The sequence below is a fragment of the Natronomonas gomsonensis genome (assembly GCF_013391635.1).
Classification (GTDB): Archaea; Halobacteriota; Halobacteria; order Halobacteriales; family Haloarculaceae; genus Natronomonas; species Natronomonas gomsonensis_A.
In genome coordinates this window covers 820,002-845,460 of record NZ_JACAWU010000001.1, presented here as the reverse complement: position 1 = coordinate 845,460, position 25,459 = coordinate 820,002, and the positions used below count along the sequence as shown (strand labels likewise).

The window sequence follows — 25,459 nt, the reverse complement described above, 5'->3', positions numbered from 1 at the left end:
GGCGTGGTCTCGCCTTCTGAGCCATCCATCCCGAAGCGCAAATAACCTCGTCCGGACTTGAACCCGATAAAATCGCCCGACGACGGCATTTGTGTTCTCCGTCTGAGAGTTCCCGACAAATATATCACCCGTTCCAGTTACTCATTAACACACGCCATGGAAACTTCCCGACCAGCCTGGCTAAACACAGAGGAACCGTTGCTAACAGCCAAGTACATATTTTTAGTTCTCCTCGGGATAGCCGGAGTCATCTATCACCTGTGGTTCGCCGAGAGTTACGGCATCGAGATGCAACTGCATCTGGTCATCCACCTCGGGTTCATGATGGTCGCTATCGTCGCGGTGTCGTTCGACCCGCAGGTCACTCGGGAGGACGGCTGGCTCAAGGTACTCGATAACTACCTCATCTTGCCGGTCGAACTCGTCGGGTCCGCCGGGATCGCCATCTATCTGTGGATGAACTACGAGCGGCTGGCGATCTTCTCCATCGGGGTATACTCCAACGTTGATTTCTACGTCGGCATCCTGCTTCTGCTCCTCATCATCGACCAGTCACGCCGGGCCTTCGGGAACATTCTACCTGCGGTCGGTGTCGTCGGTATCATCTATGCGCTCGCGGGGCCGTACTTCCCGTCGATACTCCGCCACGGCGGCATCGGGTTCCGTCGGCTCGTCACCTCACAGACCGTCGAGTTCGCGGGCGTCTACGACACCCTCGTACAGGTCGCCGCGACCTACATCGTGATTTTCATCATTTTCGCGGCGTTCCTCGAAGCCTACGGCGCGATGGACTACTTCGTCAGAATCGGGGCGAAGGTCGGGAGTTACGTCAAATCCGGCATCACCCAGACGGCGGTCGTCACGAGCGTCGCCATGGGGTCGGTCAACGGGAGTGCGGCCGCAAACGCCGCGACGACGGGCGCGTTCACGATTCCGCTGATGAAGGACCAGGGCATCAGCAACGAAACCGCCGCGGCCATCGAATCCGTCTCTTCCAGCGGCGGACAGATTATGCCGCCCATCATGGGCGCGGCGGCGTTCGTCATGGCGGAAATCACGGGGACGAGTTACCTCCACATCATCACCATCGGGCTGTTGCCGGCGCTGCTGTTCTACGGCACCATCGCCGTGGCAGTCCACATGATTACGCTGAAGGAAGGCGCCGGGCTGACCAACCTCGAAGACGTCGGGAGCGGCAGTGAGGAAGACGAGCCCGAAGACGAAGACAGGACCATCGAGGACATTTCGATGGGGACGGCGAGCGCGCCGAGCGACGTGTCGGTGCTCGCGGAAGCGAGTCAGGCGTCGTTCCTCAGTTCGCTCATTAAAGGGATGTACCTCTGGATACCGGTGTCCATCCTCGTGTACACGCTAGTCGTTCTCCAGTACGACCCGGTGTACGCCGGGTTCTTCTCGACGCTTGCGATATTCCCCGTCGCGCTCGCACAGGGACTGTACTTCGAGGACGACAAGAAGAACGCAGTCAGGAACTTCGTCGAGAACACCATCGAGGGGTGCCGACTGGGCATCAGCAACGCGGCGCCGATTACGATGGCCGTCGCGGTCATCGCCATCTTCGTCGGCGTGTTGAATCAGACGGGCTTTACCCAGACGCTCGCCCAGAGCCTGATTTCGCTGTCGGGCGGCGAGTTGGCCCTGCTGTTGTTCTTCGCGATGTTCGCAGCCATCCTCTTCGGGCTCGGGATGCCGACCGTCGCGGCGTACATCGTCGCCGTGTTGCTCATCGCACCCGCGCTGGTGAACCTCGGTATCCGCCTGGAGACGGCGCACTTCTTCGTGTTCTACTTCGCCATCCTCTCGGCGATTACGCCGCCGGTCGCCATCGCCTGTATCATCACCGCCGAAATATCGAAGGGGAACTTCTGGCGCGTCGCCGGGAAGTCGCTCATTCTCGGGATGCCGCTGTTCTTGCTCCCGTACGTGTTCGTCATCAACGACGCCATCATGTACTGGTCGTTCCCCGAGACGGCGATGCTGTTCCCGGTGCTGTTCCTCGGGATGGTGTGTCTGTCCATCGCGAGCATCAACTACCTCAACGGCGACCTCAGTTGGCCATTCAGAATCGGCATCGGATTGGTCGGCGCCGGCATCCTGTTTGCCCCCCTGATTCCGGTCGCCGACCAACTCATTCGCGCAGCGCTCATCGTCGTCGCTGTCGGGATGTTCTTCCAGCGAGGCACCTTCGACGGCGTCCGACGATACGTCACGAAAGTGCTGCAGTAGCTCGGTACTCGGGTTTCCGTTTTCGAATCGCTCCGAGAACAGTCGTCAGTCCCGCGTTACTTCGGGCCGTTAATCGTCGTGACCGGACAGTCGGCTTCGAGGATGACGTCCTGAACGACGCTACCGAAGACGGCTTTCCCGACGGGACTGCGCCGACGGCCGCCGAGGACGATCTGGTCTGCGTCCAGTTCTCGGGTCGCCCGGACGAGTTCTTCGGCGGGGTCGCCGCTTCGCTGTTGGGCTTCGGCGGCGATGCCCTCCGACTCGAAGAACGACAGTGCGCTCTCTGCGCTCTCGGGCATGTCGGCGTACTCCTCGATGTTGATTTTCCCGCCTTCGTCGCTTTGAATCTCCTTTGCGACGTTGATGACGACCACTTCGATCTCCTCGCTCGCACAGGGGTAGTTCGCGACGGCCTCCGCCTGGGCCATCACGCGCTCTTCGTGACCATCAGTCGCCAGTATCACTGTGAACATACCTCAACGGAGTGAGGCCAGCGATATAAAAGTATACCCGCGGTCAGCGTTCGGGAATCGCCTTCGTCACCGATTCAGTGTCGCCGAAACTCGGGTGGAACAGTGAGTGTCGTCCCGCGCCGCCGGTGACGGTCACGAGGACGTTCTCGGGGTTGGCCGCGAGACCGACTTTCTGGTACTCCCGGAGTCCCTGGGAGTGGGTCGGCCAGCCGCCGCCGGCCTCGTCGAACATCCCCTGGTCGCGGAGCTCCGACATCGGGATCCGGGCGTGGTCGTGGATGAACCGCTTGACGTCGTCTTTCGACCAGCCGTCGCGGGCGATAGTCGCCGCGTGCTCCGGCGACAACACGAGGTGCGGTTCGCCCCGCTCGTTGAGGTACGCGAGGTTCGTTCCGACCGTCGCCATCGTGTGGGCCGCCGTCGTGAGGACGCCGGCAGCGCTGTCGGCGACGTGGTCGTTGATGTTGTGCGGTGACTCCGAGGCGACGACGGTGACGGCGCTTTCGTCTTCGTCGAAGCCGCGTTCGACGTGCAGCGGCTCCCACGGACTCTCGGCTTCGTTCTCGGCGACACACAGGCCGAACTTGTGTGGGCCACCGTGGGTCGCCTTGTCACCCTGTCCGGGGACGGCGCCGCCGATGTTCATGTAGACGAAGGTGAGCGCCCGCCCGATGGTCGCGTTGGGTTTCGACCCCTGGCCGTAGGCGTTCGCGCCGCCGTTGATGTCGAGTTCCTCGACTATCGGCCCGTTGACGATGACGGCGGGCCAACAGGGGTGGGTGGTCGCCAGGGCACCGTAGAGGTTGAACTCGGGTTCCAGCGTCGCCTCCAGCGCCGCCAGCACCACCGGGAAGTACGACGCCTCACAGCCGGCCATCACCGCGTTGGCAGCCGCCTTCTGCACCGAGACACTCCGGTAGGCAGGCGGGACCTCCCCGACAGTCTCGGATGGGTCGCGGTCAACCGAATCGAGAAACGCCTCGACTCGCTTGCGGGTGGGTTGGACGATAGGGAGTCCGTCGGGTGAATCTATCTCGGACATTCAGGCCAGTTCGCTCGATGCCGCGTCGGTGTATTTGCCCTTGTACAGGTCCAGCAGCTCCCCTGCGTCGTTGGTCAGCGCCTCGGTGACCGCCGTGAGGATGTCGTCGGTGACGCGGTCACTCGCGACCGCTTCCGGGGAGAGGTCAGCGATCGGGTGTTCGATTTCGACGATTGGCAGGCCGGGAACGCCCTGATTTTCGGCTTCGTACTGACACAGGGTGGTGAACTCCTCGGTGCAGAAGACGACGGTCGGGACGCCGGCCTCCTCGAGTTGGAAGGCGTCGTGCATCGTCCACGACGAACAGGAGCCACAGTCGCCGTAGGCGATGAGGACCGCGTCGTATTCCCGCAACTCCTCGTAGACGGCTTCGTCGGCCGCACTCGTCGCCACGTCCTTGTAGACGACCTCGGACACTTCGGCAGCGTGGTCGGCTTCGAGTCGCTCGCCGACCTCTCGCAGGAAGTGGTCGGCGTTCTTCTTCGTGTTCGAGAACAGCCCGATTCGGGCGTCGCCGACGGTCGACAGTCGGTCGGCCAGTACGGTGCCTTTCGCCTCGACTTCGTCGGCAAAGGGGTTGAGAATCTCTTCGTCTTGGTCTGTCATCCGTTACCTATCTCCATTCACGGGCAATAAAATTTGCCTAGCACGGGGGGCAGGGGCTATCGAATCCGGCAGGTCACGGACCGACTGTCGCCGAACGAGGACAGGAAAAGCGAGTGTCGCCCCGCGCCGCCGGCGACGAAGACGACGGGGGCCTCCGGCGAACGACAGATGGGGACGCCGGCGTCGTCGTCGAGTTCCGATGCCGGGACGTGCCGCGGTCGGCTTCCGTCGCGGGTGTCGTACATTCCCTGGTCGCGGAGTTCCTCGTGTGGAACCCGTGCGTGGTCGTAGACGAACCGCTTGACGTCGTCTTTCGAGTAGCCGTCACGAGCGATAGTCGCCGCGTGCTCCGGCGACAGCGCGAGACACGGTTCGGCCCGCTCGGAGAGATACGTCGTGTTCGCCCCGAGGACGGCCATGCTGTTTGCGGCCGTCGTGAGGACGCCAGCAGCGCTGTCGGCGACGTGGTCGTTGATGTTGTGCGGCGCCTCGGTCGTCAACACCGTGACGGTGCTATCGTCTTCCTCGAAGCCACGCTCGACGCCCAACGGTTCCCACGGACTCTCGGCTTCGTTCTCGGCGACACACAATCCGAACTTGTGTGGCCCGCCGTGGGTCGCCTTATCGGTCGGCCCCGGCGTCGCGCCGGCGACGTTCATGTAGACGAAGGTGAGCGCCCGCCCGATGGTCGCGTTTGCTTTCGACCCCTGACCGAAGGCGTTGGCACCGCCGTTGATGTCGAGTTCCTCGACTATCGGTCCGTTGACGACGACCATCGGCCAGTGTGGCTCCGTCGTCGCGAGCGTCCCGTAGAGATTGAATTCGGGCTCCAGCGACGCTTCGAGGGCGGCCAACACCACCGGGAAGGACGACGCCTCACAGCCGGCCATCACCGCGTTCGCCGCGAGGGTCTCCATCGTCGCCGACCGCTCGCTCAACGGGAAGGGACCGAGGCGGTCCTCGCCTGCGACATCGGCGGCTTCGAGGAACCGCTCGACGCGCTCGCGCGTGGGGTCGACGACCGGTAGCCCGTCCGGAGAAGGAACGGTAGCCATACACACACCGTGCACCCGACGGCCCATACCTGTTCCGCCACTCCCTCGGCGAGCGAAGCCACGGCAAAAGCTTAATAGATTCACTACCCCCTTCGAAGGTATGAGCGACCAGTTACTGGACGGCATCGACGTAGTCGACCTCGGGCAGATATACAACGGCCCCTACTGCTCTCTGTTGCTTTCCTATATGGGTGCGGACGTCACGAAGATCGAACCGCCACACGGCGAACCGCTTCGGGCCCGCGTCGACGACGGCGAGGCCCCGGAGTTCGTGATGCTCAACTCCAACAAGGAGGGAATGACACTCAACCTCAAGACCGAGGAGGGAAAGGAAATCTTCGAGGAGTTGATCGAGGACGCCGACATCCTCGTCGAGAACTTCTCGGTCGGAGCGATGGAGCGCCTCGGCCTCGGCTACGAGGAACTCTCGGAGATAAACCCGGAACTCATCTACGCCCACAGCAGCGGCTTCGGCGAGGAGGGCCCCTACAACGAGTACCCCGCGATGGACCTCACGATTCAGGCCATCAGCGGCGTGATGGACGTGACGGGCTTTCCGGACGGGCCGCCGACGAAAGCCGGCATCGCCGTCGGCGACTTCATGGGCGGCATCCACCTGCTTGCTGGCATCCTCGGCGCGCTGTACGAACGGGAGTTGACCGGCGAGGGCCAGTTCGTCGAGGTGAGCATGCACGATTCGGTGTTCCCGACGCTGATGTCGCCGATGGCGGCGCACTTCAACGACGACGACGTGCCGCCGCGGACCGGCAACCGCCACAGCGGGCTCGCCCAAAGCCCCTACAACGTCTACGAGACCGCCGACGGCTACATCGCCATCTTCGGCGTCACCGACCAGCACTGGCACTCGCTTCTGGAGGTCATCGGCCGGGAGGATTTGAAGGACGACCCTCGATTCGAGAGCAACGTCAAACGGTCGAACCACCTCGACGAAGTCGACGAACTGGTCGAGCAGTGGACCATCGAGCGCAAGCGCGACGACATCGAGGAAATCCTGCTCGACGCCGGCGTCCCCTGCGGCCCGGTCAAGGAACTCGACGAGGTCGCCGACGACCCCCACCTCAAGGAGCGACAGATGATAAACGAAATCGACCACCCCGACTACGGCGAGATATCGGTGCCCGGCATCCCGATTCGGTTCTCGGGGTCGGAGCTCCCCGACATCGAACCGTCGCCGACGAAGGGGCGAGACACCCGGAAGGTGATGTGTGAGCGCCTCGGCTACTCCGAGGCGGAGTACGAGGAACTGAAAGAGAAGGGCGTCTTCTAGAACTCGTGGTCGTCGCCCTGGAGGTCGGCGACCGTCGCCCCGGTTTCGATTTTTCGCTCGACGAGTAGCTCCTCGCGGAGCGTCGCCTCGGCGGTTTCGGCGACCTCGGCGGCCTGTTCGGCGGGGACGACGACGACGCCCGTCGCGTCGGCGACGATGAGGTCGTCGGGGTTCACCGTCACGCCGTCGATATCCAGCGGTTCGCCGACTGCCTCGACGGTGAGGCGACGCTGGCCGGATTTCGGCGTCGGCTGGCGGGCGAACACCGGGAACGACCCCTCACGAATCTCCGGGATGTCGCGGTAGCCACCGTCGATGACCATGCCGGCGACGCCGGCGTTCTCGGCCAGTCGGGAGGCGTTGCCACCCCAACAGGAGATGTCGGGGCCGACGCCGTCGATGACGAGGACGCGGTCCTCGCGGAGTTCGTTCAACATCGCGTAGGGAAAGTTCGTCCGCTCGCCGGGGTCGTCGACCAACTCGAAGCGCATCGTGTGGGCGCGGCCGACCGTCGTCTGGTCGGGCGCCGCCGGCGGCAGGCCGGTGATGACGCCGTCGATGTCGTGTTTGTCCAAAGCGTCGGAGACGATGCTGGTGTCGAACATGCTGTACACGTCCGTGATACTCGATGCCATGTACTCGTCTGTTGCGTGCGGCGGCTTATAGGTATCCCTCGTCGCGTGGCCGTTCCGACCGATGACGGAACGGTGAAAACACCTATCATCGCTCGACCGGAACGGACGGTATGGCAGACCAACCCACAGAGTACGAACAGTTCATCGACGGCGAGTACACGGCCTCCGAGAGCGACGAGCGCATCGAGGTGTCGTTTCCCTACGACGGGTCGGTGTGGGCGACGGTTCCGGACGGCACCGACGCCGACATCGACCGGGCGGTCACCTCGGCGCGGTCGGCCTTCGAATCCGACGAGTGGCGAGGGTTGTTGCCGAGCGAGCGGGCGTCGATACTCCACGACATCGCCGACACCATCGACGACCACGCCGAGGAACTCGCGGAACTTGAGACCCGACAGAACGGTAAACTGATTCGGGAGATGAGTTCCCAGATGGGCGGCCTCGGCGAGTGGTTCCGCTACTACGCCAGCCAGTGTCGAACCCACGAGGGGCGGACGATTCCCGTCGAGAGCAAAGGCGGGGAGATGTTCACCTACGTCCGCGAGGAGCCACGCGGCGTCGTCGGCGCGATAACGCCGTGGAACTCCCCGCTGCTGTTGACCGTGTTCAAACTCGCGCCGGCGCTCGCCGCCGGCTGTACCTTCGTCCACAAGCCGAGTTCCTACACGCCGGTGAGCGCGCTGCGGTTCGCGGAGTTGCTCCACGAGGAGGCCGGCCTGCCGGCGGGCGTCTACAACGTCGTCACCGGCGGCGGGTCGACGGCCGGCGAGGCGCTCATCACCCACGACGACGTGGACAAACTCGCCTTCACCGGCTCCACCGGCGTCGGCCGACACATCGGCAAGGCCGCCGGCGAGGCGCTGATTCCCGCCTCACTGGAGTTGGGCGGGAAGAGCCCCAACGTCGTCTTCCCGAGCGCGGACCTCGACAACGCCATCAACGGCGTCATCAAGGGCATCTTCGCGGCGACGGGCCAGACCTGTCTCGCCGGCTCGCGCGTGTTCGTCCACGAGGACGTTCACGACGAGTTCGTCGACCGCTTCACGAGTCGGGCCGAAGCCATCGAGTTGGGCGATCCGCTGGACCCGGAAACGGAGATGGGACCGGTCGCCTTCCGCGACCAGTGGGAGACCGACGTGTCCTACATCGAGACCGGCGTCGAAGAGGGTGCGACGCTGGCCTTCGGCGGCGAGCAGCCCGATGACTTGCCGGGTGAGTGCTTCCTCCAGCCGACGATTCTGACCGACGTGGACAACGAGATGACCGTCGCTCGCGAGGAGATCTTCGGCCCCGTCGCCAGCGTCATCACCTTCTCCGAGGAGGCGGAGGTCATCGAACTCGCAAACGACACCGACTTCGGACTGGCGGCCGGCGTCTGGACCGAGGACATGCGGCAGGCCCGCCGCTTTGCCAACCGAGTCGAGGCCGGCACGGTCTGGATAAACGAGTACCGGACGCTGTCGTACAACGCACCCTTCGGCGGCTACAAGGACAGCGGTCTCGGTCGGGAGAACGGCAAAGAGGGCATCGAGGAGTACCGCCGGACGAAGACCGTCTGGGTCGACGAATCCGGCTCCGTCGACGACCCGTTCAAACTCGGCTAACCGACCGAAACGATAACGGGGACACGTCACTTCGGGGGAGGTATGGTAGAATCCGGCCCGGAAGCCACCGGCAGTAGCTACGTCCTCGACGCCGTTTCGGCGGAGGGCGTCGACTCGGTGTTCGGCATCATCGGCGAGGGTAACGCCCACCTCATCGACAGCCTCAACGAGAGCGACCTCACGTTCAAGCAGGCCCGCCACGAGCAGGCCGCCGTCTCGATGGCCGACGGCCACGCCCGAACCCGTCACGGCGTCGCGGTGTGTACGCTCACGCACGGCCCCGGCCTCACGAACGGCGCGACGGGCATCGCCGCCGCCGACCGCGACAACGTGCCCATCGTCGTCCTCGTGGGCGACACCGGTATCGCCGGCCGGGAGACCTCCCTGCAGTATCTCGACCACCCCGCGTTCTCGAAGCCGATTTCGACGTATCAGACGCGCATCGAGACCGCCGAGACGATTCCTGAAGTGCTCTCGCGAGCGTTCGACCGCGCGCGAACCCGAAGCGGGCCCGTCATCGTCGAGGTGCCGACCGACGTACAGGAAGCGCCCGCCCCCGAAACCGAGTACACGCCGGTGCCCCGGCCACGCCAGCGTATCGCGCCCGACGAGAACCGACTGGACGAGGCCGTCGACCTGCTCGCCGACGCCGACCACCCCGTCGTGTTGGCCGGTGGCGGCGCGATGCGCTCGAACGCCGGCGACGCGCTGGCGGAGTTCGCCGAGAAAATCGGCGCGCCAATCGCGACGACGTACTTCGGCCGCGGCGTCCTGTCGGAGTCTCACCCCTTCGTGTCGGGCATCTCGGGGACGTTCATGTCGCCGGCCAACGACGAACTGCTGTGGGACGCCGACGTGGCGGTCATCGTCGGCGCACGACTCTCCGGGAAGACGACCCGCTACGGCGAGTTGTACGCCGACGCCGACGTGATTCAAATCGACATCGACGAGGAGTCGATAGCCACACACCAAATCCCGACCGTCGGCATGGTTGCCGACGCTCGCCGTGCCGTCGAGGCGCTGACCGACCGAATCGAGGCGAACCCCGACCGCGCGGCAGCGGTCGAGGAGACCATCGCCGAGGCGCCGTTCCCGTGGGCCGACGGCTTCGAGCAGCGACCCGACGAAATCGACCCCGGCGAGTTCACCGTCGAACTCTCGAAACGCGTCCCCGACGACGCCATCGTAACCGTCGATTCGGGCAACAACACCGGATTCCCCGCGGTCTTCCACGACATCGGCGAGGACGGAACGATGCTCGTCAACGGCAACTTCGGGACGATGGGCTACTCCCTGCCGGCCGCTCTGGGCGCACAGGCGACCGCCCCCGAGAAGACGGTCGTCTGTTACACCGGCGACGGCGCGCTGCTGCAAGTGATACAGGAGATAGAGACCGGTGTCCGACTCGGTCTGCCGGTCATCGTCGCGATACTCAACGACCGGAGTTACGGCATCATCCGACACCGCCAGAACATGATTTACGAGCGGGAGACCGCGAGTACGTACGACAGCGCCGACTTCGTGAAAGTCGCCGAAGGGTTCGGCGCCGAGGGTGCGGTCGTTCGCTCGCCGGAGGACCTCGACGTCGTCGAGGAGTTCCTCGACTCCGACCCCGAGGTGCCGCTCGTCCTCGACGCACGGACGATTCCCGAGGTCTCCCGGCCGGGATTCCCGCCGTACTGACCCGCACGTTTATTTACGGTTCGACGGAAACACACACCGACAACCGTGACGGAACACGCGACGACCGCGACGCGGCACGCGGCGACGGAGACGCACACGACAACCCATGGCTGAACAAGACACCCAACGACGACTGGTACAGGGCTGGGAAGGGCGCTACTACGAGGACTTCTCGGTCGGCGACATCTACAAGCACCCCTACGGACGGACGGTCACCGAGACCGACGACGTGTGGTTCACGAACGTGACGATGAACACCAATCCGATGCACTTCAACGAGGCCTACGCCGCCGAGACGGAGTTCGGCGAACGCCTCGTCAACGGCACGTTCGTCATCGCCTTGGCGGTCGGCATGAGCGTCATCGACGTGAGCGCGAACGCCACCGCCAACCTCGGATACGACGAGGTGCGCCACCACGGCCCCGTCTTCCACGGCGACACCATCTTCGTCGAAAGCGAAGTGACGGAGAAACGCGAGAGCAGTTCGCGGGACCACGTCGGTATCGTCACGACCGAACTCCGAGCGTACAATCAGGACGACGAGTTGGTGTTGTCCTTGGAGCGAACGCCGATGGTGCTAAAACGCGAACACGCCCAACCGACGGCAGCCCAACCGACCGGCTGGCCCGAGGGCATCGGCACCCAACCGGAGGACCTAGAATGAGCGACCGCGTCACCGAGCGCTACGCGGGCGAGTTGCCGATGGCCGAGGCCGACGACGCGGTCGACCTCGTTTCCGACGACGCGGTCGTCCTCGTCAGCGGGTTCGGGAGCGTCGGCTACCCGAAAGCCCTGCCGCTGGCGCTGGCCGACTCGGGGCGTGACCTCGAACTCACGGTCGTCAGCGGCGGCAGCGTCGGCGAGGAAATCGACACCGCCCTCGTCGAGGCCGACGCCATCGCCCGGCGGTACCCGTATCAGTCGACGCCGGAGGCCCGCGAGAAGGTCAACAGCAACGAAATCGCCTTCAGCGACCGCAACGTCTCCTCGCTGGGCGACGAGGTGCAGTACGGAGGGTTGGTCGACCCCGACGTGGCCATCGTCGAAGCCGTCGCCGTCGGCGAGGACTGGCTGATTCCCTCCACATCCATCGGTCAGACCCCCGCCTTCGTCGATGCCGCCGACGAACTCATCGTCGAGGTCAACCACAATCAACCGCTCGAACTGCAGGCAGTCCACGACGTGTACCGCCCCGACGCGCCGCCGGACCGCGAGCCGATTCCGCTGTCCGAGCCGGACGGCCGCATCGGCGACGCGAAGGTCCGTTTCGACCCCGGGAAACTCCTCGCCGTCGTCGAGACCGACCGACCCGATTCGACGTACACGTTCCGTGACCCGACCGACGACGACAAGGCCATCGCCCGGAACTTCGGGTCCTTCCTCGCCGAGGAGATGGAGCGAACGCCCGTCTTCGAGGATGAACTGTACCTCCAGTTCGGCGTCGGCAGCCTCGGGAACGCGTTGATGGGCGAACTCATCGACCTCGATTTCGCCGGCCGGGACGTGATTTACTTCGGCGAGGTGATTCAGGACGGCCTGCTGGACATGCTCGATGCGGGCCGACTGGAGTGTGCCAGCGCGACGACGCTCGCGCTCACCGACGAGGGCCAACAGCGACTGTTTGAGGACGTTTCGGGCTACGCCGAAGACATCGTGTTGCGGCCAACCGACGTGTCCAACGACGCTCGCCTCATCAACCAGTTCGGCGTCGTCGGCGTCAACAGCGCCATCGAGGTCGACATCTACGGTCACGCCAACTCCACGCACGTCCGCGGGTCGAAGGCCATCAACGGCGTCGGCGGGTCGGGCGACTTCAACCGCAACTCCCTCGTGTCGGTGTGTGCGCTCCCCTCGACGCTGAAGGGCGGCGAGATATCACGCATCGTTCCGATGGCCTTCCACGTCGACCACACGGAACACGACCTCGACGTCGTCGTCACCGAACAGGGCGTCGCCGACCTCCGGGGCACCTCGCCGGTCGAACGCGCCGAGGAAATCATCGAGAACTGCGCCCACCCCTCGTTCGAGCCGGCGCTGTGGGAGTACTTCGAGGCCGCAAAAGAGCAGGGCGGTCACATCCCCCACGACCTCCAGCGGGCGGTCGAGTGGCCGGACGGGTTCGACGTTCAGTAACTCCGCACTTTCGGTTCGTACGTCTGAATGTCGCCGTCCAACAGCACGTCGCTGAAGTACAACTCGGGAGAGCCGTCGTTCCAGGCAATCAGCGTGTGTTTGAGCCACGCCTCGTCGTCGCGTGCCTGGTGTTCCTGCCGCCAGTGGGCGCCGCGGAACTCCTCGCGGACGAGCGCGCCGAGGGTGATGGTTTCGGCCACATCGATGAGGTTGCGCGTCTCGATGGTGTGGATGAGGTCGGTGTTGAACGTCCGCGAGGGGTCGGCGACAGCGACGTTCCGGTAGCGCTCTCGGCACTCCCGAATCGTCTCCAGCGTCTCGAGAAGCCCCTCGCGGTTCCGGAAGACGTTGACGTGTTCCTCCATCGCGTCCTGTAGGTCCGCCCGGATTTCGGCGTGGTTGGTGCCGTCGCGTTCGAGTAACCCCTCGACGCGAGTGCGAGCGGTCGAGACGGCGCGTTCGATGACCGCTTCGGGGGTTGCGGCAGCGTCGGTGCTGCCGTCGGTCGCGACGCTCGCACCGTCCGGTTGGCCGAGCGAGACCGCGGCGTCGACGGTGCCGGTTTCCGTCCGGGCGCCGACGCCAGTGGGAATCTCCGCCGGCCGGCGGTCACCCGAGGCGGCGTGGCGGCCCGCTCGCGCGCCGAAGACGATGAGTTCGGGGAGGGCGTTGCCGCCGAGACGGTTCGAACCGTGGACGGAGACGCAGGCGCACTCGCCGGCGGCGTAGAGGCCGCCGATACACGTCTGGCCGTTCTCGTCGGTTTCGATGCCGCCCATCGCGAAGTGCTGGCCGGGCTTGACCGGCATCGGTTCTTCGACGGGGTCGACGCCCTCGAAATCCTTCGCGAGGTGGACGATGTTCTCGAGGCGGTCGTTGATGCGCTCCTCGCCGAGGTGGCGCATATCGAGGTGGACGTACTCGTCGTCGATACCGCGACCGCCCTGTACTTCGAGGAGTTCCGCCCGCGAAACCACGTCGCGAGAGGCGAGTTCGCCGGCGTTGCTCGCGTAGCCGTACTCGAACATGAACCGCTCGCCCTCGCTGTTGTAGAGGATGCCGCCCTCCCCGCGGACGCCCTCGGAGATGAGCACCCCCGTCGAGGGGAGCGTCGTCGGGTGGAACTGGATGAACTCCATGTCCTCCAGCGGCACGCCGGCGCGGTAGGCCATCGCCGGGCCGTCGCCGGTGTTGGCGACGGCGTTCGTCGTGTGGTTGTACACCTGCCCGAGGCCGCCCGTCGCGAGGACGACGCCGTTTCGGGCGTGAAACCCTTCGATGTCGCCGGATTTGATGTCGTAGGCGACGACGCCGTGACACGCCCGGTCCTCGGAGTCGGCCTCGCCACTGACGGCCAACTCCAGGACGTACCGTTCCTCGTACACTTCGATGCCGCGTTTGACGACCTGCTCGTACATCGTGTGCAGGAGGTGATGGCCCGTCTCGGCGCCGGCGTAGGTCGTCCGCGGCGCGGAGTGGCCGGCGAGATACCGCTGGGCGATGCCGCCGTCGTCGTCCCGCGAGAAGGTCATCCCCCAGTGTTCGAGTTGGATGACTTCCTCGGGAGTGTCGCGAGCCAGCGTCTCGATAGCGGGAGCATCGCCGAGGTAGTCCGACCCCTTCATCGTGTCGTAGGCGTGCAGTTCGTCGGAGTCGTCGTCGTGTAGCGAGACGTTGATGCCGCCCTCCGCCGCGCCGGTGTGGGACCGAACCGGATGCAACTTCGAGACGATGGCGACGTCCGCGCCGGCCTCGTGGGCCGCGATGGCCGCACGGAGACCGGCGCCGCCGCCGCCGACGACCACTACGTCGTGGGAAATCATGTGTGGTTCCTTGGCAACCACACGACTTTAACGTACGGTCCTGCGGCGAGTAGGGGAGACACCGACCGCGATAGTAATCTCCTTATGTCGTCTCGTGGAGTTGGAAGTAGAGTTACCAGCCCATGCAGCACAAAGAGTACGACGTGGTCGTGGTCGGCTGTGGTATCGCCGGTCTCGCCGCCGGCCTCCGTCTCGCCGAGGAGGACACCGACGTGGCGATACTGGAGAAGGCACCGGAAGAACACCGCGGCGGCCACACGCAGTTCACCGAATCGTTCCGCATCCCGACGGCCGACATCGACCTCGACGTCGAGTTCAACGTCCCCGACTACACGGCCTCGGACTTCTACTCCGACATCATGAAGGTCACCAACTACCGCGCCGACGAGGACCTCGCGAAGACGGTGACCCGGGAGGCCGCCGAGACCTTCGAGTGGCTGACCCACAAGGGGCTCGAATGGGAGTATCAGGCGCCACACTCCGGGTACACCGCCGGGCGCGTCTGGCTCCACGGCGCCGACATGGTGACGGAACTGATAGACATCCTCGAATCGGAGGGTGCCGACATCTACTATCGTGCGGAAGCACAGGACCTCGTCCGGGACGACGACGGCACCGTCACCGGCGTCGAAGGGTTCCTCGAGGGCTCCCGCGTCCGCTTCGAGGGCGACGCCGTCGTCCTCGCGGCGGGCGATTACGGCTCCAGCAAGGAGAAACGGACCAGATATTACGGCCCCGGCTACGGTAACATGAAGGTCCGCGGCAGCCGGTACAACACCGGCGAGGCCATCGAGGCCGCGATGGACGTCGGCGCCAAATCCGACGGCGAGTGGGGCGACGCCCACATGGCGCTCATCGACGCCGGGTCGCCGGACGTGGAGGGTGGCATCACCCGCATCGACGGCTACCAGTACGGCCTCATCGTCAACCACGACGGCGAGCGCTTCGTCGACGAGGGCGAGGACGCCCGCGCTCACACCTACGCGAAGTTCGGCCGCCGCATCTTCGAACAGCCCTACCACGAGGCGTTCATCATCGTCGACTCGAAAGTCGTCGACGACGTGGCGCACATGGGTCCCTCGCGGTCGATGACCGCCGACTCCATCGAGGCGCTCGCGAACCGCCTCGGCATCGAGGACGTCGACCGCGCCGTCGAGACCGTCGAGGCGTACAACGAGGCCTGCGAGGACGACGCCTTCGAGCGCTACGAAGCGAACAGCCTCGACGGCAACGAGGCGACCGACGTGACCCCGCCGAAGTCCAATTGGGCGCTCCCGCTGGACGACCCGCCGTACACCGGCTACCCCGTCACCGGCGGGATGACCTTCGCCTTCGGCGGCGTCGGCATCACGCCGGAAGCGGAGGTGCTCGACACGACGGATACGGTCATTCCGGGACTGTTCGCCGCGGGCAACTCCACCGGCGGCCTCTTCTACAACAACTACCCCGGCGGAACGGGGCTGACGAACGCCGCGGTGTTCGGGAAAATCGCCGGCGAGAACGCGGCCGAGTTCGTCAGCGAGTAGGCCCCGCCACCCTACGGATACCTCTTTGTACGACCGCCACTCACGGAGTCGTATGCGAGGGATGAACATGGACGACGAGGAGTTGGAGGCGTTTCTCGACGACCAGCGAACGCTGTATCTGGCGACGGGTTCCGAAAACGGCTGGCCCCACGTCGCGCCGGTGGGCTTCGCTCGACTGGACGACGGCCACTTCTACGTGCTCACCCACCCGAGCCAGCGCAAGAGCAAGAACGTCTTCCACGACAACCGGGTGGGACTCACGCTGGACGACGGCGAGAGCTACACCTCGCTTCGGGGCGTCTTCGTCCACGGCTACGCGACGGTCGTCACCGACGCCGAGAAACGCTCGAAACTGGAAGACGCGTGGGTCGAGCGGTTCTACGACGGCGAGATTCCCGACGTGGTCAAGAAGGTGTACGCCAAACGCGACGGCTGGATTTGGTTCGACATCGAACCGGTCCACACCGTCACGTGGGACAACCGGAAACTCGACGCCTCGCGGTTGGCCGACGAGGACGCGCCGGATGGAATGCCGTTCAGGTACGGCCTGCCCGACGATATGGGCGCGGCGGCACCCGACGACGACTGAGCGGTATCTTCCTCACTGTTCGTGAGACCACTCGCCGAGGGTCTCGACGAGTCGTGCGGCCCGAATTGCGGTCCGGTCTTCGAACTGCGGGGCGAGCAGTTGGGCGCTCACCGGCAGGCCCTCCCGTTCGGCGAAGGGGACCGACACCGCCGGAATCCCCGCGAGGCTGAACTGCTTGGCGATGGTGTATTTGAAGCCGCCCTCGGAGTTCCGCAGTTGGTCGGGTTTCGGCGGCAGCGTCCGCAGCGTCGGCGTGAGAAGCACGTCGAATCGCTCGAATCGCTCGGCGAGAGCCCGCTTGAACGCGACGACCTGCTGTTGGGCGAGCGCGTAGGCCCGACCATCGGTCGCGGCGTCCAGATAGGCCCCCGGGAGCAGCCGTTCGGCGACGTGGTCGGTGAACAGCGAGCCGTCGATGCGGCCGGCCATCTCCGGAAGGGTCGGCACGCCGCCGCGCTGGGCGAAGGCCTGCCGGAGCAGCCACGCGAACTCCGCCCCGGAGATGACCGAGTACGCCTCCTCGATGTCCTCCATATCGAGGTCGACCGACCCGACGAATACCTCGGGTTCGTCGTCGAGGTCGGCCGCGAAGTCGTCGATAGCCTCGACGACGGCCTCGGAGACGCCGTGCGGAGCGAGGTCGAGGACGCCGATTCGGAGCGCATCGAACTCCTCGATGTCGCGGTCCAGCGGCGGCAGTTCGACGGCGCTGGTCGTCGGGTCCCGAACGTCGGGGCCGCGAATCGCTTCGAGGACGCGGGCGGCGGTTTCCACGTCGCGGGCCAGCGGACCGATGGTGTCGGCTGAGGGGACGTTCTCGACGAAGCCGTACCGGGAGACGAGTCCGTGGGTCGGCTTGATGCCGACGACGCCACAGCAGGCCGCCGGCGACCGGACGCTACCGCCCGTATCCGAACCAAGGGCGGCATCGGCCAACCCCGAAGCGACGGCGACACCACAGCCGCTGGAGGTGCCGCCCGGAATCCGCTCGGCATCGATGGGGTTCCGGACCCGTCCGCGTTCGCTCCACAGGCCGCCGGGACCGAAGGCGAAGGCGTCCATGTTGGCCTTCCCGAGAACACTGCCGCCGGCGTCGAGCAAGCGGTCGACGACCGTCGCGTCGGCCGCCGAGACTGTCTCGAAGGATTGCGAGCCACAGGTCATTCGCAGTCCCTCGGCGGCGATGTTGTCCTTCAGGACGAACGACAGTCCCGACAGCGGGCCGTCCTCGCGTCGCCGCCGCGGTTCGTCGTAGATGTCGAGGAGCGCGTTGTACTCGTCGTCGGCCCAGTGGCCCCGTGGTTCGACCGCCCGCGAGCGGTCCCACCGGTCCGTGTACGACGCCAACTCCTCGGCGTAGCGAAGCGTCGCGGCTTTCGTCTCCTCGTCGGCCGAGAGACCGAACTCGTCGATGAGCGTCTCGAGGCGTTGCTCGGCGTCCATGCGGTAGCAACCGACGCAGAGGGCGATAAACCCTCGGACGCGCGAAGAAGTACCGGCAACATGCTCCCCCTCAGGAGTTATAATCACCCGACTCCGGAAACGTGTAGGACGGAGTCATCAGCCGTGGGAGACACAGCAACGGTCGAAGAGAGAGTGCGTGCCGTCTGGAACGACGGCCGGAGTCGGACGCTCGTCGCCATCGCCGGCGGGTGGTTCCTCTCGATGGGCGTCCGTCTCACCTACCCCGTGTTGTTGCCGAACCTTCGGGAGGCCTACGGCCTGAGCCTCACGGCCGCGGGGTTCCTGTTGAGCCTGCTGTGGATGGCCTACGCCGTCGGACAGCTGCCGGGCGGCATCCTCGCCGACAAGTTCGGCGAACGGCGCATCCTCGTCATCAGTACGGTCATCTCGGCGGTCACCATCGCCTTCGTCGCGGCGGCCACCTCGGCGCCGATACTGTTCGGCGCGACGACGCTGTTCGGCCTCGGGACGGCGCTGTACGGCGTCTCGCGGTTCACTGCCCTCTCAGAGATATACCCCGACAAGGACGGCTCGGCCATCGGAGTGACGATGGCCGCCGGCGAGGCTGGCAACGTCGTCATGCCGGCTATCGCGGGCGTCGTCGCCGCCGCCATCGCGTGGCAACTCGGCTTCGGCATCGCCGTCCCCCTGTTCGCGCTCGTGGGTGTCAGTCTCTGGCTGTTCGTTCCCGAGCGGGCGGCCGACGACGAAAGCGCCATCGACAGCATCTCCGTCGACGCCGCACGCTACATCTTCGAGGAAATTTCGCGGCCGGCGATTCTGTTGGTCGGCCTCCTGCAAATCCTCGGATACAGCATCTGGCAGGCGTTCACCGGCTTCTATCCGACGTATCTCATAGAGGTCAAGGAGTTCTCACCGTCGACCGCTGCGGGACTGTTCGCGCTGTTCTTCGCGACCGGCATCCTCGTCCAGCCGCTGTCGGGCAACGCCTACGACCGCATCGGCCTCAACCGCATCCTCCCGGTGCTCATGGGGCTGACCGCCGTCGGCATGGTCGCCGTGTCGTTCGTCCAGTCGTTCTGGGCCGTCGTCGCTGCAACCGCGGTGTTGAGCAGCCTGCTCGGGCAGGCGACGGTGACGCTATCGTACATCACGGCGGCGCTGCCGCGGGACATGCGCGGGACGGGACTGGGCGCGATTCGAACCGTCTACATGGGACTGGGCGCGGCGAGTCCACTCCTGTTCGGCGCCTTCGCCGACCGCGGGTTCTTCGACGAGGGGTTCCTCGTGTTGGCCGTCGTCGCGGCGGCGGTCTCGCTTCTCAGCCTCCGTATCCCGGACCGATAGCCCGCCGGGGGAGCAACACCTATGCGTCCGGCGGCCGCCTCTGGAGGTATGCGAGCAGTTCGATACCACGAAGCGGGCGACCCGTCGGTACTTCGACTCGAAGACATCGACCGACCGAGGCCGAACGACGACGAACTGCTGGTCGCCGTCCGGGCGGCCAGCATCAACCCGACCGACGCCAAACGGCGGAAGTGGGGGCCGAAACACCTCCCGAAGACGACGGGGTCGGACTTCGCGGGCGTCGTCGAAGCGGTCGGCGACGACGTGACCGCCTTCGAAGTCGGCGACCGCGTGTGCGGTACGGGCCTCCACACCGACCGCTTCCAGCAGGGCTCCTTCGCCGAGTACGTCGTGGTTCCGACCGACATCGTCGCGACGCTGCCCGAAGCGGTGTCGTTCGAAGCCGGCGCCGCAGCCGCACTCGCCGGCGTGACGGCGTGGCGAGCGCTCGTCGACCACGCCGGGTTGGAGCCGGCCGAGACCTGCTTCGTCCACGGCGGGACCGGCGGCGTCGGCCACCTCGCGGTGCAGTTGTCGGCGGCGCTCGGCGCCGACACGATGACGACGGTCGGCTCCGAAGACGCCGAACGCGCCGCCAGGGAGTTCGGCGCCGACACCGTCCTCAGATACGACGACCCCGACCTCCGGGGAGCGGTCGACCGGCCGACAGACGTCGTTCTCGACCACCGAATCGGCGAGTACCTCGGCTTCGACATCGACATCGCCGCCTTCGGCGGCCGCATCGTCCAGTACGCCGGCGAGGACGGCCCCTTCGAGGGAACGCGCGAAGGCCGCGGGAAGAACCTCTCGCTGCACATGATGAACATGTCGAACCTCGCCTCGCGGCCCGACACGCCGCGGATTGCCGAGCCGCTGTCGTCGGTGTTGAAGCTCGTTGCCCGTGACGACCTCGACCCCCGAATCCACCACCGCTACGAACTCGACGAGGCCGCCGAGATGCACCGCGCGATTCTGGAGGACAGTTTCGTCGGTAAACTGGTCGTGACGGTCTGACGCTACTCGACGGTCTTGACCGCGCTGTAGGCCGCCTCGAAAGCCGCCCGTTCCTCGTCAGCGAGGTCCCACTCGACGATTTCGCCGACGCCCTCGGCATCGAGTTCGACCGGCACGCTCAACGAGACGTCTTCGAAACCGTACTCGCCATCCAGCGGCGTCGAGAGACACGCCGGCGCCTCGGCGCGGCCATCTTCGAGTCGGCGGACGATAGCCGCGACGCCGCGAGCGGTGACCCACCGCGAGGAGTCCCTGGCGCCGCGGAGTTTCAGTACGTCGTAGGGCACGTCGCGGACGTACTCGACGATGGCCTCGCGTTCGGCTTCCGAGAAGTCGACGGAGTCGCCGCCGACGGTCGCCCGCGAGAACAGGGGGACGACGTGTTCGCCGTGTTCGCCGACGATTGGACAGTACACCTCTCGCGGCGGAGCGTCGGTTCGGCGGGCGATTTCGTCGGCGATGCGAGCCGTCTCCGACAGCGAGTAGCCGAGGAAGTGTCGCCGGGGCCACCCCGTCCGACGGTACAGGCGGTGGGTGATGCGGTCGACGGGGTTGGAGACGACGACGACGGGCGTCGGGGCGGCCTCACCGAGCCACCCCGCAATTTCGTCGGCGATTTCGAGGTTCCGTTCGAGGAACGTCAGTCGGCCGCCGCGGGCATCGCCGCCCTCGCCTCGCGGCGCGCTGGCGGTGACGACCACGCAGTCGGCCGCCTCGACGAGCGACGGCGACGCCGCGGCGGCGCGGACGGTGCCGGGTCCCTCGGGGCCGAAGTCGGGGCGGCCGAGGCCGTGGGCGACGTGACGCGTCGAGTGGCGAACGTCGATAGCGTGGCCCTCCGCAGTGTCGGCGTCGGAATCGACGAGCGTGACGGTCGTTTCGGGGTCCTGTACGGACAGCGTGTAGGCGACGGTGGACCCGACGGTCCCTCCGCCACCGACGACGAGGACGTCCATACCAATACCGGGTGAGACATCCACTTGAAGCTACGTGCCGCGTTAGCGTTCGTCCGGCAGTTCGATGACGCCGTCTTCGAGGAGCGAATCGATGTCGGCGTCGTCGTAGCCGAACTCGCTCAGCACGTCGCGACTGTGTTCGCCGAGACGGGGCGCGTCGAGACGCTGTTCGGTTTCGATTCGGTCGCCGGACAGCGGCGTCTTGACCGTCCGGAGTCGCTTTCGCTCGCCCCCGTGGTCGCCCTCGAAGTCGACGAGCATGCCGGTTTCTCTGAGGTGGTCGTCCTCCAGCAACTCGGAGGGCTCGTTGACGGGGGCGGCCGGAATACCCGCGTCCAGCAACGCGTCGACGAGGTCCTCGCGGTTCCAGTCGGCGAGTTCCTCGGCGGCCGCCTCGGTGAGTTCCGATTTGTGGTCCAGTCGGGAGGCGGGCGTCTCGAAACGCTCGTCGGCCAGCAGGTCCGGTCGGTCGACAGCCTCACAGAACGCCGGCCAGTGGCGGTCGGTGGTGACGCCGACGAAGACCCAGCGGTCCGATTCGTCGGTCTCGAAGACGTCGTACAGCGAGAAGGCGGGGTGTGAGGAGCCGAGCGGCGGGTGGTCGTGACCGGTCATGTCGGCGTACGTCGCCCAGTAGCCCATCCACTGGGCGGCGGACTCGAACAGGGTGGCGTCGACGAACTGGCCCTCGCCCGTTCGCTCCCGTTCCCGAAGGGCGGTGAGAACGCCGATGACGCCGTACAGTGCCGACCCGATGTCGGCGATGGAGGTGCCGACGCGGACCGGGCCGTCGCCGGGCCGGCCGGTCATGGCGGCGAGGCCGGACATCGCTTCGGCGACCATGTCCATCCCGGGGCGGTCGCCGTAGGGGCCGGGCTGGAACCCCTTGATGGAGAGGTAGACGAGGCCAGCGTTCAGTTCGCTGAGGTCGTCGTAGCCGATTCCGAGACGGTCTGCGACGCCCGGGCCGAGGTTCTCGATGACCACGTCGGCCGCCTCGGCGAGGTCGTGGTAGGCCGTCCGGCCGCGATCGCTCTGTAAATCGAGCGCAATCGAGCGTTTGTTCCGGTTGAACGCGTTGACGACGGCTTCGCCGCTTTCGCCCGCGTTGCGCATGATGTCGCCGGAGCCGGGGCGTTCGACTTTCACCACGTCGGCGCCCAAATCGGCGAGCAGCAGGCTGGCGAACGGCGCGGAGACGATGTTCCCCAACTCGACGACCGAAATATCGGAGAGCGGTAACGCTTCTCGTTGCGTCATTACCCCGAAAGTGGACCGCACTCGGGCTTAGTTCTACTGGAGGCCGCGCTACGTCTCGGCGTCTATCGCGGCCCGAACGTCGGCGACGAGGGTCTCGAAGTCGGGATTGTCGCCGTCGCGGACCCACCGGTAGACGACCGTGCCGGACTCGTCGACGACGAACACGCTCCGCTCGGCGAGTTCCATCCCGTGGCCGCTCTCGAGGGCCACGTCGTAGCTGTCGACGAGTTCGTGGTCCCAGTCCGACAGCATCGGAAAGCCGAGGTCGTGTTCTCGAATCCAGACGTTCTGTGCGAACGGTAAATCGACGCTGATGCCGTACACCGTCGCATCGAGCGCCGCGAAGTCGTCGTAGTAGTCCCGGAAGGTGCACATCTCTTCGGTACAGCCGCTCGTGAACGCCGCGGGGTAGAACGCCAACACGACGGGGCCGTTTTCGAGCGCCTCCGAGAGCGACAGCGGTTCGATATCGTCGTACGCCGCCCCGCCGGCTTTCGGGGCCGTGAACTGGGGTGCCTGCTCGCCGACAGTGACCATACGCCGTCGTTCGGGTGGGTCGTGATAAGTATTGGCGTAGACTGCCGTCGTCGGGGGCTTCTTTAGGTGTGGGCGTCTCGGTTCGGTATGGCTCGCGTGCCACTACTCGAACAGGCGGAGTTGCCGGACGACTATCAGTACCTCCTCAGCGAGGACGCGATGGGAGAGATCAACCTCCTCTGTGCGATGGCGAACAACCCCGACGTGCTCCAGTCGTACATGCGCTACGGGACGACGCTGTGGCAGGACGGCGGCCTCGACGGCGACGACCTCGAACGGTGTATCCTCTCGGTCGCCCGCGCCCTCGACGCCGAATACGAGTGGAACCAACACGTCCCTATCGCGCGGAACCTCGGCGTTCCCGACGAGGACATCGAGGCGATTGCCGCCGAGGACTTCGAGCACTTCGACGACCGCCGGGAGGCGCTCATCCGGTACGTTCGGGCCGTCGCCGAAGGCGACGTCGACGACGCGACTCACGCCCAACTGGCCGAACACGTCGACGACGCGACTATCGTCGGGGCGACACAGCTCGCGACGCACTACCTCGCGACGGCGCGGTTCCTCGATGCGCTCGACGTTCCGTTGGAGGGCGAGTTCGTCGGCTGGACGCCGAACGAAGAGTAGACTACGGAATCCGGACGGAGTGCTGTAACGTGCCGATACCTTCGATTTCTATTTCGACCTCGTCGCCGTCAGCCAAGGGTCCCACGCCCTTCGGCGTCCCCGTCGAAACCACGTCGCCGGCTTCGAGGGTGATGTAGGCCGTAATCTCGGCGATGAGTTCCGGCACGGAGAAGATGAGTTCCGACAGCGACCCGTCCTGTTTCCGCTCGCCGTTGACCCGCGTTCGGACGAAGGCGTCGTCGGGGACTGCGTCCGGACTCACGACGACCGGACCGAGGGGGGCGGCGCCGTCGAACCCCTTCCCGCGGACGTAGTTCTGTTCGACGTGTTGGTCGTCGCGATTCGAGAGGTCGTTCATGCAGGTGTACCCCTCGACGACGTCCATCGCCTCGCTCTCGTCGACGTTCCGGCACTGTTGGCCGATGACGACGGCGAGTTCGGCCTCGTACTCGATTCGGTCCTTGTCGGTCGGCAGCGTGACCGTAGCGCCGTGGCTCGACACCGTGTTCGGTGGTTTGAAGAACATCCGCGGACGGTCGGGGGGTTCCTTGCCGAGTTCCTCGGCGTGGCCCGCGTAGTTGAGGCCGACACAGACGATTTTCGACGGCTCCGAGGGCGCCAGCACGTCCACTTCGTCGGACGTGTAGCGCTCGCCGCCGAATCGAATCTCGTCTGCGTCGGTCCACGTCCCGCGGCGTACGGCACCGGCTGGGTCCCGGAATCTGACATACCGCATACCCAACCGACTGTGTTGATTGTAACCAAGGTTGAGGTACCGGCAATCGACACCAAGGCGGGCGGACAAAAGTAACAAATAAAGTATATTTAAGAGATATACCATCCATCATAGTATTTGAGCTGTGAAAGATAATTTCTAAATTCAACTAATAACCATAAAATTATCTTTATTTTAGACCACTGTAGCCATTTTGTATATTTTAAACAGAATTTCTGCAGAATATTTATATACTAAAAGTCCGCAGGTTCCAAAAGTAAATATATTTGTTATATCTATTTTTCCAATATTTATCGAATCGCCCAATCGATAGGCGTTGTTTCTAAGCACAACGCTATTGCTGGTCGCGGGGCGAGCCTCCGAACGTGAAAACCGACCTCTCAGTGGTGGGTGCTGTCCTCGGCCACCTCCCGGAGCCACTCCTTGCAGAATCGGGTGAAATCGACGAGGTCGACGGATTGGTCGGCGTCGTAACTGACGACGATGCCGGTGTGTTCGTGGCCGACGTGGAGGACGACGGCCTCCTCGAAGACGTGGACCGTCGACTGTAACGCACCGACCTCCCGGAGTTGGTCGTGATACAGTTCCGGTTCGCTCGTCCGCATGTCCGTGACGACGTTGGCGGCGACGACGCGTGCCTCGTCGGCGTCGGCGTACCGCTGGCGGATGTCGCGGCGGAACCGAACGATGCCGTAGTCGACGCTCGCGCCGAGGGAGTACCAGAACGCCAGGCGGAGTTCCTTCCCGAACGTTTCCCGACACCGCCGTTTCAGGTCGCGTTGCGTTGCGTCGTCCATGCCCATCCACGCCCTCTGTTGGGGGAGGCGATTGTAAGTGCTTCGTCCGTTTCAGC

General features: G+C 65.3%; 23 protein-coding genes. 11 read left to right on the top strand and 12 right to left on the bottom strand.

Annotated features, from left to right (window positions below):
* The first annotated feature begins 156 nt into the window (after positions 1-156).
* Positions 157-2,244, top strand: coding sequence for a TRAP transporter permease (locus HWX69_RS04440; RefSeq protein WP_178915893.1), 2,088 nt, complete (start codon positions 157-159; stop codon positions 2,242-2,244).
* Between the two features lie 56 nt (positions 2,245-2,300).
* Here the strand turns inward: HWX69_RS04440 and HWX69_RS04435 are convergent, their stop codons facing one another.
* The 4 genes from HWX69_RS04435 to HWX69_RS04420 are packed head-to-tail and all read right to left on the bottom strand — an operon-like array spanning position 2,301 to position 5,423.
* Positions 2,301-2,720 (bottom strand): universal stress protein, encoded by a 420-nt coding sequence (locus tag HWX69_RS04435; protein ID WP_178915892.1) that lies wholly within the window; start codon positions 2,718-2,720, stop codon positions 2,301-2,303.
* A 43-nt stretch (positions 2,721-2,763) separates the two neighbouring features.
* Positions 2,764-3,762, bottom strand: a complete 999-nt coding sequence (locus tag HWX69_RS04430; RefSeq protein ID WP_178915891.1) for a hypothetical protein — start codon at positions 3,760-3,762, stop codon at positions 2,764-2,766.
* Positions 3,763-4,368: a UGSC family (seleno)protein gene (locus HWX69_RS04425; protein ID WP_178915890.1), complete on the bottom strand. Its 606-nt coding sequence runs from the start codon at positions 4,366-4,368 to the stop codon at positions 3,763-3,765. It lies immediately after the preceding gene.
* A gap of 56 nt (positions 4,369-4,424) precedes the next feature.
* Entirely contained in the window at positions 4,425-5,423 is a 999-nt protein-coding gene (locus HWX69_RS04420; RefSeq protein ID WP_246286409.1) for a hypothetical protein, read from the bottom strand.
* A 100-nt stretch (positions 5,424-5,523) separates the two neighbouring features.
* On the opposite strand from HWX69_RS04420, the gene HWX69_RS04415 reads away from it, so the two are divergent.
* A complete protein-coding gene (locus tag HWX69_RS04415) occupies positions 5,524-6,711 on the top strand; it encodes a CaiB/BaiF CoA transferase family protein (protein ID WP_178915889.1) in 1,188 nt (395 codons plus the stop codon).
* On the opposite strand, the gene HWX69_RS04410 is transcribed toward HWX69_RS04415, so the two are convergent.
* Positions 6,708-7,346, bottom strand: coding sequence for an RraA family protein (locus tag HWX69_RS04410; protein ID WP_178915888.1), 639 nt, complete (start codon positions 7,344-7,346; stop codon positions 6,708-6,710). The two genes, HWX69_RS04415 and HWX69_RS04410, sit on opposite strands and share 4 nt — an antisense overlap.
* A 110-nt stretch (positions 7,347-7,456) precedes the next feature.
* Between HWX69_RS04410 and HWX69_RS04405 the strand changes: the two genes are divergently transcribed.
* The 4 genes from HWX69_RS04405 to HWX69_RS04390 all read left to right on the top strand — a co-directional run bounded on the left by HWX69_RS04405 (position 7,457) and on the right by HWX69_RS04390 (position 12,766).
* Positions 7,457-8,950 carry an aldehyde dehydrogenase gene (locus tag HWX69_RS04405; protein WP_178915887.1) on the top strand — a complete coding sequence of 498 codons (1,494 nt, stop codon included), beginning with the start codon at positions 7,457-7,459 and terminating at the stop codon, positions 8,948-8,950.
* Positions 8,951-8,992: 42 nt separating this feature from the next.
* A complete protein-coding gene (locus HWX69_RS04400) occupies positions 8,993-10,633 on the top strand; it encodes a thiamine pyrophosphate-binding protein (RefSeq protein WP_178915886.1) in 1,641 nt (546 codons plus the stop codon).
* Positions 10,634-10,739: 106 nt separating this feature from the next.
* The gene (locus tag HWX69_RS04395) at positions 10,740-11,297 is read left to right on the top strand and encodes a MaoC family dehydratase (protein ID WP_178915885.1); all 558 of its coding nucleotides are present in this window, start codon (positions 10,740-10,742) and stop codon (positions 11,295-11,297) included.
* Positions 11,294-12,766, top strand: coding sequence for an acetyl-CoA hydrolase/transferase C-terminal domain-containing protein (locus tag HWX69_RS04390; RefSeq protein ID WP_178915884.1), 1,473 nt, complete (start codon positions 11,294-11,296; stop codon positions 12,764-12,766). The genes HWX69_RS04395 and HWX69_RS04390 overlap by 4 nt, the downstream gene beginning before the upstream one ends.
* On the opposite strand, the gene HWX69_RS04385 is transcribed toward HWX69_RS04390, so the two are convergent.
* On the bottom strand, positions 12,760-14,589 hold the full coding sequence (locus tag HWX69_RS04385; protein ID WP_178915883.1) for an FAD-binding protein: 1,830 nt from the start codon (positions 14,587-14,589) through the stop codon (positions 12,760-12,762). The genes HWX69_RS04390 and HWX69_RS04385 overlap by 7 nt on opposite strands.
* Positions 14,590-14,711: 122 nt before the next feature.
* Here HWX69_RS04385 and tcuA point away from each other — a divergent pair, with 122 nt between their 5' ends.
* Positions 14,712-16,115, top strand: a complete 1,404-nt coding sequence (tcuA, locus tag HWX69_RS04380) for an FAD-dependent tricarballylate dehydrogenase TcuA (RefSeq protein ID WP_178915882.1) — start codon at positions 14,712-14,714, stop codon at positions 16,113-16,115.
* Between the two features lie 52 nt (positions 16,116-16,167).
* Entirely contained in the window at positions 16,168-16,704 is a 537-nt protein-coding gene (locus HWX69_RS04375; protein ID WP_246286407.1) for a pyridoxamine 5'-phosphate oxidase family protein, read from the top strand.
* A gap of 12 nt (positions 16,705-16,716) precedes the next feature.
* Here HWX69_RS04375 and HWX69_RS04370 read toward each other — a convergent pair whose 3' ends face one another.
* Positions 16,717-18,147 carry an amidase gene (locus HWX69_RS04370; RefSeq protein ID WP_178915881.1) on the bottom strand — a complete coding sequence of 477 codons (1,431 nt, stop codon included), beginning with the start codon at positions 18,145-18,147 and terminating at the stop codon, positions 16,717-16,719.
* Positions 18,148-18,270: 123 nt separating this feature from the next.
* Here HWX69_RS04370 and HWX69_RS04365 point away from each other — a divergent pair, with 123 nt between their 5' ends.
* Complete coding sequence (locus HWX69_RS04365; RefSeq protein ID WP_348642975.1) at positions 18,271-19,476, top strand: MFS transporter; 1,206 nt, start codon at positions 18,271-18,273, stop codon at positions 19,474-19,476.
* Between the two features lie 48 nt (positions 19,477-19,524).
* On the top strand, positions 19,525-20,490 hold the full coding sequence (locus tag HWX69_RS04360; protein WP_178915880.1) for an NADPH:quinone reductase: 966 nt from the start codon (positions 19,525-19,527) through the stop codon (positions 20,488-20,490).
* 2 nt (positions 20,491-20,492) lie between these two features.
* On the opposite strand, the gene HWX69_RS04355 is transcribed toward HWX69_RS04360, so the two are convergent.
* From HWX69_RS04355 to HWX69_RS04345, 3 genes are read right to left on the bottom strand one after another with little or no spacing between them, the layout of a single operon-like run.
* The gene (locus tag HWX69_RS04355) at positions 20,493-21,446 is read right to left on the bottom strand and encodes a malate dehydrogenase (RefSeq protein ID WP_178915879.1); all 954 of its coding nucleotides are present in this window, start codon (positions 21,444-21,446) and stop codon (positions 20,493-20,495) included.
* Positions 21,447-21,488: 42 nt separating this feature from the next.
* On the bottom strand, positions 21,489-22,706 hold the full coding sequence (locus HWX69_RS04350; protein ID WP_178915878.1) for a CaiB/BaiF CoA transferase family protein: 1,218 nt from the start codon (positions 22,704-22,706) through the stop codon (positions 21,489-21,491).
* 48 nt (positions 22,707-22,754) lie between these two features.
* Positions 22,755-23,243: a redoxin domain-containing protein gene (locus tag HWX69_RS04345; protein ID WP_178915877.1), complete on the bottom strand. Its 489-nt coding sequence runs from the start codon at positions 23,241-23,243 to the stop codon at positions 22,755-22,757.
* A gap of 87 nt (positions 23,244-23,330) precedes the next feature.
* Between HWX69_RS04345 and HWX69_RS04340 the strand changes: the two genes are divergently transcribed.
* Complete coding sequence (locus tag HWX69_RS04340; protein ID WP_178915876.1) at positions 23,331-23,870, top strand: carboxymuconolactone decarboxylase family protein; 540 nt, start codon at positions 23,331-23,333, stop codon at positions 23,868-23,870.
* A gap of 1 nt (position 23,871) precedes the next feature.
* Here HWX69_RS04340 and HWX69_RS04335 read toward each other — a convergent pair whose 3' ends face one another.
* Both HWX69_RS04335 and HWX69_RS04330 read right to left on the bottom strand, forming a co-directional pair.
* On the bottom strand, positions 23,872-24,606 hold the full coding sequence (locus HWX69_RS04335) for a fumarylacetoacetate hydrolase family protein (RefSeq protein ID WP_178915875.1): 735 nt from the start codon (positions 24,604-24,606) through the stop codon (positions 23,872-23,874).
* A 380-nt stretch (positions 24,607-24,986) separates the two neighbouring features.
* Complete coding sequence (locus HWX69_RS04330; RefSeq protein ID WP_178915874.1) at positions 24,987-25,403, bottom strand: hypothetical protein; 417 nt, start codon at positions 25,401-25,403, stop codon at positions 24,987-24,989.
* Positions 25,404-25,459 lie beyond the last annotated feature (56 nt).

Coding starts and splice junctions, on each gene's coding strand:
- HWX69_RS04440 (WP_178915893.1), top strand. CDS start 157: ATGGAAACTTCCCGACCAGCCTGGCTAAACACAGAGGAACCGTTGCTA.
- HWX69_RS04435 (WP_178915892.1), bottom strand. CDS start 2,720: ATGTTCACAGTGATACTGGCGACTGATGGTCACGAAGAGCGCGTGATG.
- HWX69_RS04430 (WP_178915891.1), bottom strand. CDS start 3,762: ATGTCCGAGATAGATTCACCCGACGGACTCCCTATCGTCCAACCCACC.
- HWX69_RS04425 (WP_178915890.1), bottom strand. CDS start 4,368: ATGACAGACCAAGACGAAGAGATTCTCAACCCCTTTGCCGACGAAGTC.
- HWX69_RS04420 (WP_246286409.1), bottom strand. CDS start 5,423: ATGGCTACCGTTCCTTCTCCGGACGGGCTACCGGTCGTCGACCCCACG.
- HWX69_RS04415 (WP_178915889.1), top strand. CDS start 5,524: ATGAGCGACCAGTTACTGGACGGCATCGACGTAGTCGACCTCGGGCAG.
- HWX69_RS04410 (WP_178915888.1), bottom strand. CDS start 7,346: ATGGCATCGAGTATCACGGACGTGTACAGCATGTTCGACACCAGCATC.
- HWX69_RS04405 (WP_178915887.1), top strand. CDS start 7,457: ATGGCAGACCAACCCACAGAGTACGAACAGTTCATCGACGGCGAGTAC.
- HWX69_RS04400 (WP_178915886.1), top strand. CDS start 8,993: ATGGTAGAATCCGGCCCGGAAGCCACCGGCAGTAGCTACGTCCTCGAC.
- HWX69_RS04395 (WP_178915885.1), top strand. CDS start 10,740: ATGGCTGAACAAGACACCCAACGACGACTGGTACAGGGCTGGGAAGGG.
- HWX69_RS04390 (WP_178915884.1), top strand. CDS start 11,294: ATGAGCGACCGCGTCACCGAGCGCTACGCGGGCGAGTTGCCGATGGCC.
- HWX69_RS04385 (WP_178915883.1), bottom strand. CDS start 14,589: ATGATTTCCCACGACGTAGTGGTCGTCGGCGGCGGCGGCGCCGGTCTC.
- tcuA (WP_178915882.1), top strand. CDS start 14,712: ATGCAGCACAAAGAGTACGACGTGGTCGTGGTCGGCTGTGGTATCGCC.
- HWX69_RS04375 (WP_246286407.1), top strand. CDS start 16,168: ATGCGAGGGATGAACATGGACGACGAGGAGTTGGAGGCGTTTCTCGAC.
- HWX69_RS04370 (WP_178915881.1), bottom strand. CDS start 18,147: ATGGACGCCGAGCAACGCCTCGAGACGCTCATCGACGAGTTCGGTCTC.
- HWX69_RS04360 (WP_178915880.1), top strand. CDS start 19,525: ATGCGAGCAGTTCGATACCACGAAGCGGGCGACCCGTCGGTACTTCGA.
- HWX69_RS04355 (WP_178915879.1), bottom strand. CDS start 21,446: ATGGACGTCCTCGTCGTCGGTGGCGGAGGGACCGTCGGGTCCACCGTC.
- HWX69_RS04350 (WP_178915878.1), bottom strand. CDS start 22,706: ATGACGCAACGAGAAGCGTTACCGCTCTCCGATATTTCGGTCGTCGAG.
- HWX69_RS04345 (WP_178915877.1), bottom strand. CDS start 23,243: ATGGTCACTGTCGGCGAGCAGGCACCCCAGTTCACGGCCCCGAAAGCC.
- HWX69_RS04340 (WP_178915876.1), top strand. CDS start 23,331: ATGGCTCGCGTGCCACTACTCGAACAGGCGGAGTTGCCGGACGACTAT.
- HWX69_RS04335 (WP_178915875.1), bottom strand. CDS start 24,606: ATGCGGTATGTCAGATTCCGGGACCCAGCCGGTGCCGTACGCCGCGGG.
- HWX69_RS04330 (WP_178915874.1), bottom strand. CDS start 25,403: ATGGACGACGCAACGCAACGCGACCTGAAACGGCGGTGTCGGGAAACG.